We start from the raw sequence: 17,081 nt of genomic DNA on the forward strand, positions 1-17,081 counted from the left end.
AGGAGTCCACTTATGTTTGATTATGAAGTTCTTCGATTTGTGTGGTGGATCCTTATCGGCGTACTGCTGATTGGATTTGCCGTCACGGATGGCTTTGACATGGGCGTAGGCTTCTTATTACCTATCTTAGGTAAAACAGATACTGAACGCCGCGTTATGATTAATGCTGTTGCACCGCACTGGGATGGTAACCAAGTTTGGTTAATCACAGCGGGTGGTGCAATGTTCGCTGCATGGCCTCAGGTTTATGCTGCTTCATTCTCTGGCTTCTATGTCGCTATGATTTTGGTATTAGCTGCATTGTTCTTCCGTCCGGTTGGTTTCGACTACCGTTCTAAACTGGAGAACCCAAAATGGCGTAGCATGTGGGACTGGGGTCTGTTCATCGGTGGTTTCGTGCCTCCGTTAGTTATCGGTGTTGCGTTTGGTAACCTGTTACTGGGTGTTCCACTGCAAATCGATAACCAGCAGTACCTAACTTATACTGGTAACCTGTTTGGTCTGCTGAACCCATACGGTCTGTTAGCTGGTGTTGTCGGTTTAATGATGATTGTTACCCAGGGTGCAACTTATCTGCAAATGCGTACAACTGGCGAACTGCACTTACGTACTCGTAAAGCAACTTACATCTGTGCGTTAGTGACTCTGTTAGCGTTCGCTGGTGCTGGCGTATGGTTAGTGATGGGTATCGATGGTTATGTTGTGACTTCAACGATTGATACATTAAGCCCGTCTAACCCACTGAACAAAACTGTAGAAGTTGTTTCTGGTGCATGGTTAACTAACTTTAATACGTATCCAATCCTGTGGGCTTTACCTGGTCTGGGTCTGGCATTGCCACTGTTAACGATGATTGCAACTAAAGCAGATAAAAATGGTTGGGCGTTCCTGTTCTCATCATTGACTATCGCTTGCATTATCTTGACATGTGGTGTTGCAATGTTCCCATTCGTCATGCCTTCAAGTATCATGCCAAATGCAAGCTTGACCATGTGGGATGCGACATCTAGCCTGTTCACTCTGCAAGTTATGACTGTGGTTGCTATCATTTTTGTTCCAATTATTCTGTGCTACACCGCTTGGTGTTACTACAAAATGTTTGGTCGTTTGGACAAAAACTTCATCGAAAGCAACAAGCATTCACTGTATTAAGGAGCATAACATATGTGGTATTTCGCCTGGATCCTCGGCACTCTGTTAGCTTGTAGTTTTGCAGTGATTGCAGCATTAGCCCTTGAGCACTCTGAAAGTGCAAAAGAAGCTAAAACAGCTAAAGATGGTGAGTAAATAGTATGCTGATGGATAAATCCTATCAGCTATTAGGAAAGGGCCCGATAAGGGCCCTTATCCTTATATTAGCTTTAGTAACTGCTGGTGCAGTAATGTGGGATCCTTCCCTGTTTGCAGCCAATACCAGTGCATTTCCAATCTGGCAAGGTCTTCTCATGATATGGGCAACTTGCAGCGCCATCATTTTTGGAGTGGGCTTCCTACCCAATAAATTGACGTGGCGAGTGCTGTTCCACCCATTACCTGCCGCCATCATTCTTATCTGGGGACTTGTAAAAGTCTTTAGTTAATCTAAATTCAGATTGTGGGTCATGCGACCCGCAATTATTTTTGATATCTTTACCTGCAAAGTGATTCCAAAGCGGCACTGTCTTGCGTATAGTGACACCGTTAATTAATTTAACCTAAGACGGAGTGGTTTTTTTATGTTATTTCGCTGGCCTGTCCGCGTGTATTATGAAGATACGGATGCGGGCGGAGTTGTATATCATGCACGTTATCTGGCTTTTTTTGAGCGGGCAAGAACGGAAATGTTGCGGAATAAAGGTATTAACCAACAAAGTTTACTCGCTGAGAACCTTGGTTTTGTCGTCCGTAGTATGACCATCGACTTTATTAAGGGTGCTCGGTTAGATGACCTGCTGGAAGTAGAAACAGAAGTCGTTGAAATAAAACGCGCTTCTTTACTCTTTCAGCAAAGGTTAGTTGATTTGCAAGGTAACTTGCTTTGTGGGGCGACAGCCCTAATTGCTTGTGTGGACACATCTAAAATGAAGCCGAAAGCGCTTCCTAAGTCTATTGTCGCGGAGTTTAAGCAGTGACTGACATGAATATCTTGGATTTATTCCTAAAAGCGAGCCTATTGGTTCAGCTGATTATGTTCGTTTTGATCGGTTTTTCTATTGCATCGTGGGCGATTATTATCCAGAGAACAAAAGTTTTAAATGCCGCCACGCGCGAAGCGGAAGCATTTGAAGATAAATTCTGGTCAGGTATCGAGCTGTCCCGCTTATATAAAGAAAGCCAAGCTCGCCGTGATGCATTAGGTGGTGCGGAACAAATTTTTTACTCTGGCTTCAAAGAGTTTGTTCGCTTACATCAAGCTAATATTCATGCGCCTGATGCGGTAGTTACTGGTGCATCTCGTGCTATGCGCATTTCGATGAATCGTGAGTTGGAATCCGTTGAATCGCATATCCCATTTTTAGGTACCGTAGGGTCAATTAGCCCTTATATTGGTCTGTTTGGTACCGTTTGGGGGATCATGCATGCTTTTATCGCACTGGGGGCGGTAAAACAAGCAACATTACAAATGGTTGCTCCGGGTATTGCGGAAGCTCTGATCGCAACAGCAATCGGTCTATTTGCTGCAATTCCAGCTGTTATGGCGTACAACCGCTTAAACTTACGTGTGAATAAACTTGAGCAAAGCTACGATAACTTTATGGAAGAATTCCTAGCTATCCTGCATCGTCAAGCATTCTCTGCTGATAAGAAATAAGACGGGGAGAAAAAGCGAATGGCGCGCAATAGTCGCAGACGTGAGCTAAAATCCGAAATCAACATTGTTCCATTACTGGACGTATTGTTGGTGCTTTTGCTGATTTTCATGGCAACTGCCCCCATTATCTCTCAGAGCGTGGAAGTTGATTTGCCGGATGCAACAGATACCCAAACCGTCTCATCCAGTGATAATCCGCCCGTCATTTTAGAAGTGGCGGGTGTTGATCAATATAATTTATTGGTCGATGGTGAGCGCATGGAGTTACTGCCACCTGAACAAATTTCAGCAGTCGCAAAAGAGCAGTTAGAAAAAAATCCGAAAACGATTTTCCTAATTGGTGGTGCGAAAGAAGTTCCTTATGACGAAGTCATTAAGGCGCTGAACATGTTACATGGTGCTGGGATCAAATCTGTTGGTTTGATGACTCAACCTATTTAATTTGCTGACGCCACTTTGAGAGTGGCGCGGATATAGTTGAAAAGAATCGATTCTTTTTTTGGAAACCAGAGTGGGAAAGACAAAAGAGAAACAGGATGATTTGAAGCGCTCATTATTGATGTCAGCTGGTCTGCACATCTTATTGATTGCTTTGATCGTTATAGGCTCTTTAGTGACAGTCGTCCAACTTGGCGGCGGTGGGGAAGAGGGAACGGTCATTGATGCTGTGATGGTCGATCCAGGTGCAGTTGTTGAGCAATATAATCAATCTCAGCAGCAGCAAAAAAGCTCCCAGCAAGTAGCTAAAGAACGTAAAGAACAGCAGCAAAAACAAGATGCTGAGCTAAGAGAAAAGCAAGAGCAGGAACAAAAACGTCTGCAAAAACTTGAAGAAGAACGGATCCAAACCCAGCGAGAAACTGAACAACAGCAAAAACAAGCTGAAGAGCAGAAAAAACAAGCCTTAGACGCGGCTAAAAAAGCGAAGGAAGAGCAAAAAATAGCGGAAGAAGCCGCTGCTCAAGCCAAAGCTGAAAAAGAAAAACTCGTGAAAGAACAAGCGGCAGCGAAAGAGAAAGCTGACGCACAAGCTAAGAAAGAAGCTGAAGCTGCTAAGGCTAAGGCAGAAAAAGAAGCTAAAGAAAAAGCGGAAGCTGACGCTAAAGCTAAAGCAGATAAAGAAGCCAAAGCTAAAGCCGATGCTGATGCTAAAGCAAAAGCTGACAAAGAAGCTAAAGCTAAGGCAGATAAAGAAGCTAAAGAAAAAGCGGACAAAGAAGCTAAAGCAAAAGCAGCGAAAGCCAAAGCTGAAGCTGCGAAAAGTGCATCATCTGTTGATGATTTGCTGGGTGATTTAACTGCATCAGGGCCAAGCAAGCAAGGTGGACAAACAGCTGCGGGTAGCGGTGGTGGTAAAAAATCAGGCGCATCGAATGCTGATGTTGATAGCTATGCCGGTAAAATTAAGGCTGCTGTTCAAAGTAAATTCTATGACTCAGAAAGTTATCGTGGACGTACTTGTGAACTGCAATTGAAGTTAGCACCAGATGGATTGTTGGTGAATATTTCACCGAAAAATAATCCAGCAAATGATCCCGCGTTATGTGAGGCGGCAATGAGAGCAGCAAAACTTGCGACTATGCCAAAACCACCTAGCAGAGAGGTCTATGATACGTTTAATAAATCGGGTAGCACATTGGTATTTAAGCCTTGATTTTCAACAACTCAGAGCAGTCTGTATTGTAAATTTTGAGGCAATGTAATAAATAGTTTGTGTGCTATCTAGTTTTGTTAGTATACCTTTGTTAAAATTCAGCGAATTATTGCGGTGGTGAATATCGCAGTAAGGGAGATTAGGATGAAGCATGCGTTTAAAATAGTTCTCGGGTTCTTAATGCTATGGGCTACTGTTGCTCAGGCAGAGATCCGTATTGAGATTACTGAAGGTGTTAACTCAGCTCAGCCAATCGGCGTTGTCCCATTTAAATGGGCTGGCGCGGGTGCGCCGCCACAAGAAGTGGGCGGAATTGTCGGTGCTGATTTACGCAATAGCGGTAAATTTAACCCTATTGAACCAAGCCGCATGCCTCAGCAACCTGGCACGGCTTCAGAAGTGACGCCAGAAGCTTGGACTGCGTTAGGCATTAACGCGGTTGTCGTTGGTCAAGTTCAACCAGCAGCTGATGGTAGCTTTGTTGTTAGCTATCAGTTAGTGGATGTTGCCGCTAACCCAGGTGCAGTTTTAGCGCAAAACCAATTTAAAGTGACCAAAGATTGGTTACGCTATGCAGCGCATACTGCAAGTGATGAAGTATTTGAGAAATTGACTGGTATCCGTGGTGCTTTCCGTACACGTATTGCTTACGTGGTGAAGACTAACGGCGGTCAATATCCGTTTGAATTACGAGTTTCTGACTATGACGGTTTTAACCAATTCACGGTTCACCGTTCGCCAGAACCTTTAATGTCGCCAGCTTGGTCACCAGATGGCCAAAAGATTGCGTACGTAACGTTTGAAAGTGGTAGTTCTGCGCTAGTTATCCAGACTCTATCAAGTGGTGCGGTTCGTCAGGTTGCATCATTCCCACGTCATAATGGGGCACCTGCATTCTCACCAGATGGGACTAAACTAGCTTTTGCTCTGTCTAAGACAGGCAGCCTGAATTTATATGTGATGGACTTAGGTAGTGGTCAAATTCGTCAAGTAACAGATGGTCGCAGTAACAATACTGAACCAAGCTGGATGCCGGATAGCCAAACTTTAGTTTATACCTCTGATCAGGCAGGACGTCCGCAGATTTATAAAATGAATATTAATGGTGGTAGTCCTGTTCGTGTCTCCTATGAAGGATCACAAAATCAGGACGCTGATGTAAGCCCGGATGGAACTTTCTTAGTGATGGTCAGCTCCGGGGGCGGTCAGCAACATATCGCCAAACAGGATCTGGCAACGGGTAACGTTGAATATTTAACGTCAACGTTTCTAGATGAAACGCCGAGTATCGCACCTAACGGCACTATGGTAATTTATAGCTCCTCTCAAGGCTTGGGGACTATATTGCAGCTAGTTTCGACCGACGGGCGTTTCAAAGCGCGTCTTCCGGCAACCGATGGACAGGTTAAATTCCCTGCCTGGTCGCCGTATCTGTGATGCATAATAATAATGTGTGGCAAAAATATTAAGGATCAAAACGATGCAACTGAATAAAGTGCTTAAAGGGCTGATGATCGCATTACCAATCATGGCAGTCGCAGCTTGTAGCTCTAACAAAAACAACGACCAAACTGGTGACGATTCTTCTATGAATCAAACTAACACTGGTCTGTCTGCGGAAGAGCTGGCACGTCAGCAAATGGAACAACTGCAACAGAACAACACTGTTTACTTTGGTTTCGATAAATACAACGTATCTCCAGAGTACGCTGAAATGTTAGATGCACACGCAGCATTCCTGCGTAGCAACCCATCTGTACGTGTTGTTGTTGAAGGCCATGCGGATGAGCGCGGTACTCCAGAATACAACATCGCACTGGGCGAGCGTCGTGCTAACGCAGTTAAAATGTATCTGCAAAGCAAAGGCGTTTCAGGTGACCAAGTTTCACTGGTTTCTTACGGTAAAGAAAAACCAGCTGTGTTAGGTCACACTGAAGCAGACTACGCGAAAAACCGTCGTGCAGTCATTGCATACTAATAGATAAGCGAAATTATCTATTATGAACAGTAACTTCAGACAATTACTAGTTGGTCTGTCGTTATTGGTTGGCGTAGCGGCCCCTTGGGCCGCTATTGCCCAAGCGCCAATCAACAATGTCGGATCGGGTTCTTCCGCAGACCGCCTCACTCAACTTGAGACTGCTGTTAGCTCTCAAGGTCAAATGATTTATCAAATCCAGCAGCAATTAGCCGATAACCAACGTGATATTGATATGTTACGTGGACAGATTCAAGAAAGTGAATACAAATTGAATCAAGTTGTTGAGCGCCAAAAAGATTTGTATATGCAATTAGACAAAGCGAGTGGTGGTGATTCTTCAAGCTCTTCAGATGCAACTGATACTAGTGCATCAAATGCGCAATCATCTTCTTCAGATACACCAGCTGCAAGCTCCGGTGGTAATGAAAAAGATGATTACAACGCAGCTGTTAAACTGGCGATGGAAAGTAAGTCCAAAGCACAGATTGATGAAGCGATTGGTGCATTACAAGGGTTTATCAAAACATATCCAAAATCTGGATATCAATCGAATGCCAACTATTGGCTAGGACAGTTAAACTACAACAAAGGTAGCAAGGATGACGCCGCATTCTACTTTGCGACTGTAGTTAAGCAGTATCCTAAGTCTCAAAAAAGCAGTGAAGCCTTATTTAAAGTGGGTTTGATCATGCAAGATAAGGGACAGAAAGATAAAGCGAAGGCTGTTTACCAGCAGGTATTACAACAATACCCAAATAGTTCTGGTGCAAAACTTGCAGAGAAGAAGCTCAGTACACTGTAATTGATAACCCCGAAGCGATGTAGCCGAATATTTCGGGGTTATCCGTATGTTTAGTGTGCACTTAATCTTTTTTTTAAAAAAAACCATTGCACCCTCGTCAGAAATCAGTAATATAAGCCGCCGTTGATACGAGAAAGCGCGGGTTGATAAATCCGAGTCATATCAGCAAGAATCGATTAAACATTGATTCTAAAAACATTTAGATGGGTCGTTAGCTCAGTTGGTAGAGCAGTTGACTTTTAATCAATTGGTCGCAGGTTCGAATCCTGCACGACCCACCATCTAAAAGCAGTAAACAGTTCAAGCAGTTCAGATGGGTCGTTAGCTCAGTTGGTAGAGCAGTTGACTTTTAATCAATTGGTCGCAGGTTCGAATCCTGCACGACCCACCATCTAAAAGTAGTAAACAATTCAAGCATTTCAGATGGGTCGTTAGCTCAGTTGGTAGAGCAGTTGACTTTTAATCAATTGGTCGCAGGTTCGAATCCTGCACGACCCACCATATCAAAAAATTCTTTCAATAAAATCCCATTAGCATTCACTCTTAACACCAATTATTCCTAATTTAGTCAAAGAATAATTTACACAAACAATCAACTCTCATCCCAAAAAACCAGCATTCCCTCGCCAGTTCCGCATCACCAATTACAACCCTTCGGCGATTAACCCATTATCCTTTAAAATCCCGATAACAATTTCTTGCACTTTTAAACCTACCGCTCGATTATCTTGATAACCAAACAGTTCAATGGCCTCAGTCATCGCTTCTATAAAATGTCCCATCAAGCAATGTAGAGATAATGCAGCTTTTTGCGCAGTACCACAGTCAAAAATCGTTTCAGTTGCTTGAATAACACGCACAGGCATCCATTGCTGGTAATGTTTACCGTTATACCAAACATCATGCTGTGTATTTCCATGTGCAACAGTTTGCTCAAGTAAACTGAGAAAGAAGCGTTTCATGTCAGTACTTCTTGACCAAGCACTCCATAGCTCATTACGCGTTAATGCAATTGCTACTTGGTGTGCTTCAAACCAAAAATCCGTAACCAGTTCATTAAACTGATGTTCACTTAACGGTGCAGGTTTTAATACGCGAGGATTAGGCGACGGTAGTGCATCCGTGATCCCGGTTTTATCTAACAGCACCATGAAACCACGTGAGTAAGTACTATCTAACCCTTGTTGCTGCATTTTGAGTAATCGAGAAGGTTCTGCAAATGTAAAATCTACTTTGCGCCCCTCTTCATAAATTACTAAGCAGGTGGGATCTTCTGGCTCATTTTCACCACCATTTTCTAAATGTAATGCGATTAATGGATTGGCAATAAGGCTAACCCATTGTTTATCATTGAAAAGTGCAGTCACACCATGACCAATGAGTTCAATATCGATGTCTGAATAGCCATCGATGTCTAATTCTCTCCCTCTAGATCCAGTCAGTATGACGGCTTCGATTCTAGGTTCGAGTAGTGAAATAGAAATTATTTTATTTAATAGCGTTGCAGGTGATTCCATAACTAACCTATTGGAGTTAACAGAAGCCGCTAAGATACCGACAAATGAGGATAAAAGCGAAAAACAAATCGTGAAAAAGGGCACTATGATAAAATCATTCGCTTATAGGTGAAAAGGTTGGAGACATCTTAGCCAAATAAGCGTATCTTGTTTAGTATATAAAACGAAAATATGCAGAATTAGGGGTTTTATGAATATTTACAAGCATAAAATAACTTTCTGCTAAACAGAGGCAAGAAATGAGCGAGTTTATCGATTTTGACCATGCTGTTTATCCTTTTCCTCCTAAGCCAGCACTGTTAAATACCGATCAGAAAGCATTTTATCGTGAGCGCATTAAGCAATTATTGGTCGAAAAAAATGCGGTGATCGTAGCCCATTACTATACCGATCCTGAAATACAAGCATTAGCTGAAGAAACTGGCGGCTGTGTTGCCGACTCCCTTGAAATGGCGCGTTTTGGCGCTCGACATGATGCATCAACCCTGGTTGTTGCTGGCGTACGATTTATGGGGGAAACAGCCAAAATCCTAAGCCCAGAAAAAAATGTCTTGATGCCAACACTCGACGCACAATGCTCGCTGGATATTGGCTGCCCAGACGAAGAATTTGCCCGCTTCTGTGATGCTCATCCAGACAGAACTGTGGTGGTGTATGCGAACACGTCAGCCGCGGTAAAAGCCCGTGCTGATTGGGTTGTGACCTCCAGTATTGCGGTGGAGTTGATTGAACACTTAGATAGCCTCGGAGAAAAGATCATTTGGGCGCCGGATAAGCACTTAGGACGCTATGTTCAACAACAAACCGGCGCGGATATTCTGTGCTGGCAAGGGGCTTGTATCGTTCACGATGAATTTAAGACTCAATCATTAGAGAAAATGAAAGCCATGTATCCTGAAGCGGCGGTACTGGTTCATCCTGAGTCCCCCCAAGCCATTGTCGATTTAGCGGATGCTGTCGGTTCAACTAGCCAACTGATTAAAGCTGCGCAAACTTTGCCTAATCCATCCATGATAGTGGCGACCGACAAGGGTATCTTTTATAAAATGCAGCAAGCATGTCCAGATAAGTCACTGTATATCGCTCCAACGGCAGGTGAAGGGGCAACATGCCGTACTTGTGCTCATTGTCCGTGGATGGCGATGAATGGCTTACAGGCGATTACAGCAGCGTTAGAAGGCAATGGAATCGAGCACCAAATTCATGTAGACGCACAGCTGCGTGAAAAAGCCCTATTACCATTGGATAAAATGTTAAAGTTTGCAGAAAGTCTAAAATAACAACCAAAAATGCTCGGTTTAATTTCAAATAAGTTAACCGTGTGATATTGATGAGCAATGCTATTTTAACTATGAATGATAAATAGGATTTGAAAATGGAGTTTTTTAGCACCGCAAATACGTTAGTGCAGATCCCTGTATGGGGAACTATTTATGATCTTTCGTATATTGAAGCTGTTGGCACAATAGCGGGTTTATTGTGCATTCTATTGGCAAGCTTTGAAAAAACCATCAACTACTTATTTGGCCTCATTAACGTGACCTTATTCGCAGTGATTTTCTTTCAAATTCAGCTATATGCTAACTTGCTTTTACAGGTATTTTTCTTCGGCGCCAATATTTATGGTTGGTATGCGTGGAGCCGCGTATCAAACTCTCAAGAAGCTGAGTTGAAAATCCGTTGGCTAAGTCTTCCTAAGGCATTAATAACGCTGGTTATTTCGGTTTTAGCTATTATTTTCCTTACCTTTAATATTGATGCGGTATTTGGGCGCCTTGCAACTTGGGCGGTTGAATTATTAAACCTATTTGGTGCTAACTTAACCTTACCAACGCTAGATCCAGATGCTTTCCCATTCTGGGATTCCACAATGACTGTGTTATCTGTGGTAGCGATGATTTTAATGACCCGTAAGTATGTAGAAAACTGGCTACTCTGGGTGGTGATTAATGTTATTAGTATTGTGATTTTCTTTATCCAGGGCGTTTATGCTATGTCACTGGAATATTTAATTCTGCTTGGCATTGCATTGAATGGTTCTCGGTTATGGATCAAATCCGCGAAAGAAAATGGCTCAACGGCGCTATCTCGTAGCTAAGCTTCTTGTTGAGTCAGTTACTCAATAGGAAAAAATGCAAAAAACGGCTAAAGTAACATCATCGTTATTTAGCCGTTTCTTTATATTTTTACTCTGTATTATCCCTCAACTGTTTAGCTATTGTGCTAGATATCACTGTTTCACCTCATTTTATAATCAGAAGCGGAATAAGGAGCGATTATCTCGCCATTTTGGCTGTTTACAGATGGCTAGGGAACAGTTAGATTGAAAATTCGATACCTGTCGCATTTTAAGTTAATTGTTAGCTATTGAGACTCAAAAAGGTATGTAACTCAACTTTAGGAAAAATAATAAACATTGGATATGCCAGTATGAACTATCAGAACGATGACGTCAGAGTAAAACAAATAAAAGAATTATTACCCCCTATTGCACTGCTTGAAAAATTTCCAGCAACTGATAAAGCGGCGTTTACCGTTCATGAAGCTCGTCATGCTATTCACAATATCCTAGTAGGGAAAGATGACCGTCTAGTCGTTGTCATTGGTCCATGTTCTATTCACGATACAAAAGCGGCTTTGGAATATGCTGAGCGCTTGAAAAAACTTCGTGAAGAGTTAAAAGGTTCTTTAGAAATTGTGATGCGTGTTTATTTTGAAAAACCGCGTACTACAGTTGGTTGGAAAGGATTAATTAACGATCCTCATATGGATCATAGTTTTGATATTAACGAAGGGTTACGTATCGCGCGCGAGCTGCTGTTAACGATCAATGACCAAGGCTTACCAACGGCGGGTGAATTCCTCGATGTGATCAGCCCACAATATGTGGCGGATTTAATGAGCTGGGGCGCCATTGGTGCGCGTACCACTGAATCACAAATCCACCGTGAATTAGCTTCCGGCTTATCTTGTCCTGTAGGGTTTAAAAACGGAACTGATGGCACAATTAAAATTGCGATTGATGCTATTAATTCAGCGCGCTCGGCGCACAGTTTCTTATCGGTCACTAAATGGGGTCATTCAGCGATTGTGAATACAAGCGGAAACCCTGACTGCCATATTATTTTACGTGGCGGTAAAACGCCAAATTACAGCGCTGAACATGTTAAAGATGTGCGTGAAGGGCTGACGAATGCAGGGCTTATCCCAAGCATTATGATCGACTTTAGTCATGCGAACAGCAGCAAGAAATTTGAAAAACAGATGGAAGTTGCAACGGATGTTAGCGCACAGCTGAGCAATGGCGATCGCTCAATTACTGGGGTGATGATCGAAAGCCACTTAGTTGAAGGCAACCAGAATTTAGAATCTGGCGAGCCTTTGGTTTACGGTAAAAGTGTCACGGATGCGTGTATTGGTTGGGATGATACCGAAAGAGTATTGCGTCAATTATCCGATGCAGTGATTGCTCGTCGTAATAAATAAGCATATATATTTAAAATAAAAGCTTAGTTTTTAATTAAACTAAGCTTTTTTTATTAATTTTTATTAAGATATAATTCAATTTAAAATATATAAAAATAAAATTTGTATTTTTCTTTTAATTTGGATATTTTTATTTTGTAGCAAAAGAGTTTACAGAAATATAGTTCAATAAGGAGTATTGACATGGGGGATATGCCATCTGTTAAATGAAATAAATTAATATTCAACTGTAAATTAAAAAACAAATTATTAATTAAGGTTTATTTTAATCTTTATTTTGCTATGTGATTAATAATTTCAATAAAAAATATTTTATGGAGAATGCAAGTATGGATACTAAAAATTTAAATAAAATTAACCATAAGTTGGAAATGGATAGGTTTTATACTGAATCTAGTGGGTATGTGAAAGATTTTAATAAATCGAGTGAAAACTTAAAGAAAGTGATCACGGATAATAATCTAGGCTATTTTAATGCATTCGAGCGTGATGCATTAAATGTAGGAATCATTAACGAAAATGAGTTAAATACAATTATTATGTATCTTGATGATACTTGGTGGTATCATATTGATTTAGAAAATGAATGTCGAGAGTATGACAGGCATTTAGGTAACATTCGTGATTATATTTATAATGGTCAAAGTACAGAAAAAGATCTGGATGAAATATTAGAAAAAATCAACAGACTGGAGGAATTTGAATTAACACCTCCTGAGTTTACTCAAGAGCTAAAAGTAATATCATCTAAATTACCTGAAGAAGGACGCTATTTACTCACTAAGTCTCAAAATCAAATTCTAGCAACACAACATAGTATTGCTAATTTAAGAAAAACAATAGACGAACTTAATGATAGCATTAAAGAATTCAATGAAACGGGTAAATATACAGGCTTTAACCATATAAGTGATTTAGAACAACATGGTGAAGTAATTATTGAACGAAGAGCCTATGTTCATGAACAGAGTAAAAAATTAGCATCTGGTAATTTGAACCATGATGATATAGTAGATGTTAATGCTAATATTGATAAAGCTAATAATGACATTTTAAATAATATTTATATGGTGAGCCAAAAATTAGATATATTAGATAGTAATGGCGTAAGAGTTTTACATAATAGTGTTGGAATACCTGAGTATATTGATGTTACTCATGATATTATGTCTGATAACTTATCTATTACAATGGCTGGATTTAAAGTTTACGATTCGACAACCATTCTAAATATGGCTAATTACTATACTCTAGAGCCTATTTTGCCTATAACAGTATATTAAAATAAATCTCTGCCAGTACATTTATTGGCAGAGATTTTTATTTGTAATTTAAAATCTATCAATGAGATTTTTAATCTTGGTATTATCCTCAGGTGTTACATTCATAGGATTTGCAGAAAGCTTTATTTCATCGCCATCAACTTTCGCGATAAAAAACAGTTTTCCTTTCTCTGTCTTTATATATTTCACATCTTTGAGTGGGATACGGTAACAATAAGCAAAAATATTCGGGCGAATATAAAAATGTGAATCTTTGATAGCCAAGTAGGTAGTGCTACTCGCTTTTTTACCAAAGAAACCTAAGAAAACGGCCAGTACGAATAAAAACATACCTAGGCTTTGGCTTAATACAATCAGTACGATACCTAAAATCGCAATTGGGAATACCATCATTGTATTGCTGCGTTTATTCATCGGGATGCTGACATCGAAAGGCACATTAATAGTGGTATCAAATGGCGTGAGTTGGTGGTAACGCCAGCGAATGGCAGAAAAAACCATCCCCATCGCAAACACAATAGTAATTGGCATGAGCGCTACGCTGCTGACCACGGCCAGAACAATAGCGAATGTAGGTTTATAATTGAGAACCATCATGCTGACGATTTGCAGAGGGAAGCTGACACACGCAATGATCATCAATGTTTTCATCAGCTCAGGGTTTGCGCTGCCAGCAGGGCCTTCAAGAGTCATTTCCCCTGTTTGTAACATATACAGTAGCGCACCTAAAATACTGGCGCTGAGGATCAACCCCACCCAGACATAAAGATTAAACTTATTCATTATCTTGTTTTATAAACCTTTCAGTGAATTTTCCCTATGATAGTCGGTTCTCGGTGTTTTCGACACTCTGAGGTGATGGATTTTATAATCAAACTCGAAAAATAAAGAAAAATGCCAATAAAAAAGGGCTAAGCCATTGGCTTAACCCTCAATAGGCATAAAGAAAAGTTAGTAATTACTTCGCTTTACCTTGGTTTGCAACCGCCGCTTGTTTTGCTGCGATTTCATCTTGGTTACCCAGATAGTAGCGCTTGATTGGTTTCATGTTCTCATCGAACTCATAAACCAGTGGTACTGCTGTTGGGATGTTTAGGTTCAGAATTTCTTCTTCACCCATGTTGTCCAAATATTTAACCAGTGCACGCAGTGAGTTACCGTGAGCGGCAATGATCACTTTCTCACCTTTTTCAACGCGTGGTTTAATCACTTCTTCCCAGTAAGGAACAACACGGTCGATAGTGGTTGCTAAACTTTCAGTCACTGGCAATTCAGATGGTTTTAAGTTTGCGTAACGTGGGTCGTGACCAGGGAAACGCTCATCATCTTTAGTCAGGTCTGGTGGAGTAATTGCAAAACCGCGACGCCACAGTTTCACTTGCTCATCACCGTATTTAGCAGCGGTTTCTGATTTGTCTAAGCCTTGCAGTGCACCGTAATGACGCTCGTTTAATTTCCAGCTTTTTTCAACTGGCAGCCATTGCTGTTCAACTTGATCCAGAATGTTCCATAAGGTGTGGATGGCACGTTTTAGAACGGAGGTATAAGCGAAATCAAAAACAAAACCTTCTTTTTTCAGCAGTTGACCTGCATTTTTGGCTTCTTCACGACCTTTCTCTGACAGTTCTACATCAGTCCAACCGGTGAAGCGGTTTTCTTTGTTCCACTCACTCTCACCGTGTCTTACTAAAACCAGTTTAGTTACAGCCATAGCTAAAACTCCTATCAGTACATTCAAATTAGAAATGAATTATTGCTGACCTACATTATAGGGATAGTCGTCCCGAACGCTAGTGACAACATGACGTTTTCTCAGTTTCAAGTCAAAAAAAGCAATAATATCTTGGGATTAGTGGTTTTAATTTAACTTAAGGTTAGACGAAACGATTTAGTCTATTAGGTGTTTTAGCACCGTGTCACTGGTTCAGTAAATCAGAAGGTATGCCATAGATTTAACCCTAAGTGAATCGATACAGCAAGTGAAAAATTCAATAATAATATGTGCTGGATTAATTTATTGGGAAATTTGATAAGGGGTAATAAATGATGCTGGTAAGTAAATACTTACCAGCAAGATAACAAGGTTATAATTCTGAGACAATTTCAATATCGTAGCGATATTTATCCCCATCAGGGACAAACTTCAGTCGATGGGTAATGCACGATGGCGCATCTTCTTGGTGATGTGACACAAATAGCAATTGAGTATTTCCTCGGCTAAGCATGATATCGATAAAACGCAGTACCAGTAAACGATTTAAGCCATCAAGCCCTTGAAGAGGTTCATCCAAAATAAGCATGGTAGGGTGTTTAACCAAAGCGCGAGCAATCAGAATTAATCGCTGTTGACCCCACGATAAGCTATGAAATGGTTGTTGAGCCGTTTGTGGCGCAAATCCAAGCAGTGCTAGCCATTCATAAGCTAACTGAACTTGGCGGTCTGAAGGTGTTTGATACAGACCAATGGAGTCATGGAAACCGGAAATAATTACGTTGAGTACACTGGTTGCCACACGATACTCTTGATGAATACTGTTACTGACATAGCCAATGTGACGTTTAATATCCCAAATCGTTTCTCCGCTACCTCGACGGCGCCCAAACAGCGTTAAATCATTGCTATAACCTTGGGGGTGATCTCCGGTGATCAAGCTTAATAATGTGGATTTACCCGCACCATTTTCACCGATAATTTGCCAATGCTCATCAGGGTTAACCTGCCAATTTAGCCCATGTAAAATAGGCTTATCGTTGTAGCTCACGACACCATTATTTAAAACGATACGTGGTGTCTCTGTATCTAGAGCCTCTTCAATCGTGGGATCTTCTTGTTCAGGGATCGTAAGTTGCTTGATTTTTTCACTGTGTTGTAGCTGGTGGATTAGGGTGTTAGCAAGCACTGACTCTTTATCTCCACTTAGAGTGAGTTTACAGTCAGCGACAACGCCAAGGTGTTCAACAAAATCAGGAATCTCATCAAATCGATTGAGAACTAATACCAAAGTGAGGCCTTTATTATGCAGACTAAATAGCAGTTCGCTAAGATTGCTTCGTGAATAGATATCTAAGCCATCAAAAGGTTCATCGAGGATCAGTAAGTCTGGAGAGTTCATTAAAGTTTGGCACAGTAAGACTTTGCGAGTTTCCCCGGTAGACAGATATTTAAAGCGGCGTGATAGCAAATCGCTGATACCAAATTTAGCCGCAAGTTCTAAGCACAATTCATTATCTTTATGATGAAGTTGAATAATTTCCGCGGCAGTAAAGCCCGTATCGTCTTCATTTTCACTGAGTAAGTCGGTGTTATTACGTTGCCACTCTTCTGCAATGATTTTTTGTAGTTGCTCAAAAGAGAGGCGGATGGGCGACTTGAAGCCGCTTTGGGTGATTCCAGAAAGAGATTGCAATTCCCCAGAGAGTACGCGTGCTAGCGATGATTTTCCGCTACCATTGGCACCAATAAAAGCCCAGCTTTCACCCGAATGAATTTCGAGATGAGGAATATCGAGCGTTTGGGTCTCGCTCAGCTTAAAGCACCCATTTTGTATTGTTATCGAGCTCATTTAG

General features: G+C 41.2%; 18 protein-coding genes and 3 tRNA genes. 17 read left to right on the forward strand and 4 right to left on the reverse strand.

The genetic code is table 11. From position 1 onward, the window contains the following. Positions 1-12: 12 nt before the first annotated feature. The 13 genes from cydB to HFU86_RS05525 all read left to right on the forward strand — a co-directional run bounded on the left by cydB (position 13) and on the right by HFU86_RS05525 (position 7,729). Positions 13-1,152 carry a cytochrome d ubiquinol oxidase subunit II gene (gene cydB / locus HFU86_RS05465; protein ID WP_132494277.1) on the forward strand — a complete coding sequence of 380 codons (1,140 nt, stop codon included), beginning with the start codon at positions 13-15 and terminating at the stop codon, positions 1,150-1,152. A gap of 12 nt (positions 1,153-1,164) precedes the next feature. Further along, entirely contained in the window at positions 1,165-1,287 is a 123-nt protein-coding gene (cydX, locus tag HFU86_RS05470; RefSeq protein ID WP_006660445.1) for a cytochrome bd-I oxidase subunit CydX, read from the forward strand. A 5-nt stretch (positions 1,288-1,292) separates the two neighbouring features. Beyond that, a complete protein-coding gene (ybgE, locus tag HFU86_RS05475) occupies positions 1,293-1,580 on the forward strand; it encodes a cyd operon protein YbgE (protein WP_132494279.1) in 288 nt (95 codons plus the stop codon). Positions 1,581-1,715: 135 nt separating this feature from the next. After that, positions 1,716-2,111 (forward strand): tol-pal system-associated acyl-CoA thioesterase, encoded by a 396-nt coding sequence (gene ybgC / locus HFU86_RS05480; protein WP_036947785.1) that lies wholly within the window; start codon positions 1,716-1,718, stop codon positions 2,109-2,111. Then, positions 2,108-2,791: a Tol-Pal system protein TolQ gene (tolQ, locus tag HFU86_RS05485; RefSeq protein WP_036947783.1), complete on the forward strand. Its 684-nt coding sequence runs from the start codon at positions 2,108-2,110 to the stop codon at positions 2,789-2,791. Before ybgC ends, tolQ begins: the two co-directional genes overlap by 4 nt. Positions 2,792-2,809: 18 nt before the next feature. Continuing rightward, on the forward strand, positions 2,810-3,232 hold the full coding sequence (gene tolR, locus HFU86_RS05490; protein WP_036947778.1) for a colicin uptake protein TolR: 423 nt from the start codon (positions 2,810-2,812) through the stop codon (positions 3,230-3,232). Between the two features lie 70 nt (positions 3,233-3,302). Next, positions 3,303-4,445: a cell envelope integrity protein TolA gene (gene tolA / locus HFU86_RS05495; protein ID WP_187128860.1), complete on the forward strand. Its 1,143-nt coding sequence runs from the start codon at positions 3,303-3,305 to the stop codon at positions 4,443-4,445. 144 nt (positions 4,446-4,589) lie between these two features. After that, positions 4,590-5,882 (forward strand): Tol-Pal system beta propeller repeat protein TolB, encoded by a 1,293-nt coding sequence (gene tolB, locus HFU86_RS05500; RefSeq protein ID WP_036947763.1) that lies wholly within the window; start codon positions 4,590-4,592, stop codon positions 5,880-5,882. Positions 5,883-5,925: 43 nt separating this feature from the next. Then, entirely contained in the window at positions 5,926-6,423 is a 498-nt protein-coding gene (gene pal / locus HFU86_RS05505) for a peptidoglycan-associated lipoprotein Pal (RefSeq protein WP_006660438.1), read from the forward strand. A gap of 22 nt (positions 6,424-6,445) precedes the next feature. Continuing rightward, positions 6,446-7,228, forward strand: coding sequence for a cell division protein CpoB (gene cpoB / locus HFU86_RS05510; protein WP_036947759.1), 783 nt, complete (start codon positions 6,446-6,448; stop codon positions 7,226-7,228). Positions 7,229-7,433: 205 nt separating this feature from the next. Further along, a tRNA-Lys gene (locus HFU86_RS05515) sits at positions 7,434-7,509 on the forward strand. 34 nt (positions 7,510-7,543) lie between these two features. After that, a tRNA-Lys gene (locus tag HFU86_RS05520) sits at positions 7,544-7,619 on the forward strand. 34 nt (positions 7,620-7,653) lie between these two features. Then, positions 7,654-7,729, forward strand: a tRNA-Lys gene (locus HFU86_RS05525). 143 nt (positions 7,730-7,872) lie between these two features. Here the strand turns inward: HFU86_RS05525 and HFU86_RS05530 are convergent. After that, complete coding sequence (locus HFU86_RS05530) at positions 7,873-8,745, reverse strand: aminoglycoside 6-adenylyltransferase (RefSeq protein WP_187128861.1); 873 nt, start codon at positions 8,743-8,745, stop codon at positions 7,873-7,875. A 239-nt stretch (positions 8,746-8,984) separates the two neighbouring features. Here HFU86_RS05530 and nadA point away from each other — a divergent pair, with 239 nt between their 5' ends. The 4 genes from nadA to HFU86_RS05550 all read left to right on the forward strand — a co-directional run bounded on the left by nadA (position 8,985) and on the right by HFU86_RS05550 (position 13,514). Continuing rightward, positions 8,985-10,025 carry a quinolinate synthase NadA gene (nadA, locus tag HFU86_RS05535; RefSeq protein ID WP_132494289.1) on the forward strand — a complete coding sequence of 347 codons (1,041 nt, stop codon included), beginning with the start codon at positions 8,985-8,987 and terminating at the stop codon, positions 10,023-10,025. Positions 10,026-10,120: 95 nt separating this feature from the next. Continuing rightward, complete coding sequence (pnuC, locus tag HFU86_RS05540; protein ID WP_132494291.1) at positions 10,121-10,843, forward strand: nicotinamide riboside transporter PnuC; 723 nt, start codon at positions 10,121-10,123, stop codon at positions 10,841-10,843. 332 nt (positions 10,844-11,175) lie between these two features. Then, positions 11,176-12,231: a 3-deoxy-7-phosphoheptulonate synthase AroG gene (aroG, locus tag HFU86_RS05545; protein WP_132494293.1), complete on the forward strand. Its 1,056-nt coding sequence runs from the start codon at positions 11,176-11,178 to the stop codon at positions 12,229-12,231. A gap of 329 nt (positions 12,232-12,560) precedes the next feature. Next, complete coding sequence (locus HFU86_RS05550) at positions 12,561-13,514, forward strand: hypothetical protein (RefSeq protein ID WP_187128862.1); 954 nt, start codon at positions 12,561-12,563, stop codon at positions 13,512-13,514. 48 nt (positions 13,515-13,562) lie between these two features. Here HFU86_RS05550 and HFU86_RS05555 read toward each other — a convergent pair whose 3' ends face one another. The 3 genes from HFU86_RS05555 to modF form a co-directional block, all read right to left on the reverse strand. After that, a complete protein-coding gene (locus HFU86_RS05555) occupies positions 13,563-14,297 on the reverse strand; it encodes a hypothetical protein (RefSeq protein WP_187128863.1) in 735 nt (244 codons plus the stop codon). Between the two features lie 175 nt (positions 14,298-14,472). Continuing rightward, entirely contained in the window at positions 14,473-15,225 is a 753-nt protein-coding gene (gene gpmA, locus HFU86_RS05560) for a 2,3-diphosphoglycerate-dependent phosphoglycerate mutase (protein ID WP_036950561.1), read from the reverse strand. Between the two features lie 373 nt (positions 15,226-15,598). Continuing rightward, positions 15,599-17,077 carry a molybdate ABC transporter ATP-binding protein ModF gene (gene modF, locus HFU86_RS05565; protein WP_187128864.1) on the reverse strand — a complete coding sequence of 493 codons (1,479 nt, stop codon included), beginning with the start codon at positions 17,075-17,077 and terminating at the stop codon, positions 15,599-15,601. Positions 17,078-17,081 lie beyond the last annotated feature (4 nt).

It is taken from the genome of Providencia sp. JUb39 (genome assembly GCF_012272845.1).
GTDB lineage: Bacteria > Pseudomonadota > Gammaproteobacteria > Enterobacterales > Enterobacteriaceae > Providencia > Providencia lanzhouensis.

Excerpts from the sequence above, each read along its gene's own strand:
- ybgE (WP_132494279.1), top strand. The coding sequence starts at position 1,293 with ATGCTGATGGATAAATCCTATCAGCTATTAGGAAAGGGCCCGATAAGG.
- nadA (WP_132494289.1), top strand. The coding sequence starts at position 8,985 with ATGAGCGAGTTTATCGATTTTGACCATGCTGTTTATCCTTTTCCTCCT.
- cpoB (WP_036947759.1), top strand. The coding sequence starts at position 6,446 with ATGAACAGTAACTTCAGACAATTACTAGTTGGTCTGTCGTTATTGGTT.
- pal (WP_006660438.1), top strand. The coding sequence starts at position 5,926 with ATGCAACTGAATAAAGTGCTTAAAGGGCTGATGATCGCATTACCAATC.
- HFU86_RS05530 (WP_187128861.1), bottom strand. The coding sequence starts at position 8,745 with ATGGAATCACCTGCAACGCTATTAAATAAAATAATTTCTATTTCACTA.
- ybgC (WP_036947785.1), top strand. The coding sequence starts at position 1,716 with ATGTTATTTCGCTGGCCTGTCCGCGTGTATTATGAAGATACGGATGCG.
- HFU86_RS05555 (WP_187128863.1), bottom strand. The coding sequence starts at position 14,297 with ATGAATAAGTTTAATCTTTATGTCTGGGTGGGGTTGATCCTCAGCGCC.
- aroG (WP_132494293.1), top strand. The coding sequence starts at position 11,176 with ATGAACTATCAGAACGATGACGTCAGAGTAAAACAAATAAAAGAATTA.
- cydX (WP_006660445.1), top strand. The coding sequence starts at position 1,165 with ATGTGGTATTTCGCCTGGATCCTCGGCACTCTGTTAGCTTGTAGTTTT.
- tolB (WP_036947763.1), top strand. The coding sequence starts at position 4,590 with ATGAAGCATGCGTTTAAAATAGTTCTCGGGTTCTTAATGCTATGGGCT.
- cydB (WP_132494277.1), top strand. The coding sequence starts at position 13 with ATGTTTGATTATGAAGTTCTTCGATTTGTGTGGTGGATCCTTATCGGC.
- modF (WP_187128864.1), bottom strand. The coding sequence starts at position 17,077 with ATGAGCTCGATAACAATACAAAATGGGTGCTTTAAGCTGAGCGAGACC.
- tolR (WP_036947778.1), top strand. The coding sequence starts at position 2,810 with ATGGCGCGCAATAGTCGCAGACGTGAGCTAAAATCCGAAATCAACATT.
- pnuC (WP_132494291.1), top strand. The coding sequence starts at position 10,121 with ATGGAGTTTTTTAGCACCGCAAATACGTTAGTGCAGATCCCTGTATGG.
- HFU86_RS05550 (WP_187128862.1), top strand. The coding sequence starts at position 12,561 with ATGGATACTAAAAATTTAAATAAAATTAACCATAAGTTGGAAATGGAT.
- gpmA (WP_036950561.1), bottom strand. The coding sequence starts at position 15,225 with ATGGCTGTAACTAAACTGGTTTTAGTAAGACACGGTGAGAGTGAGTGG.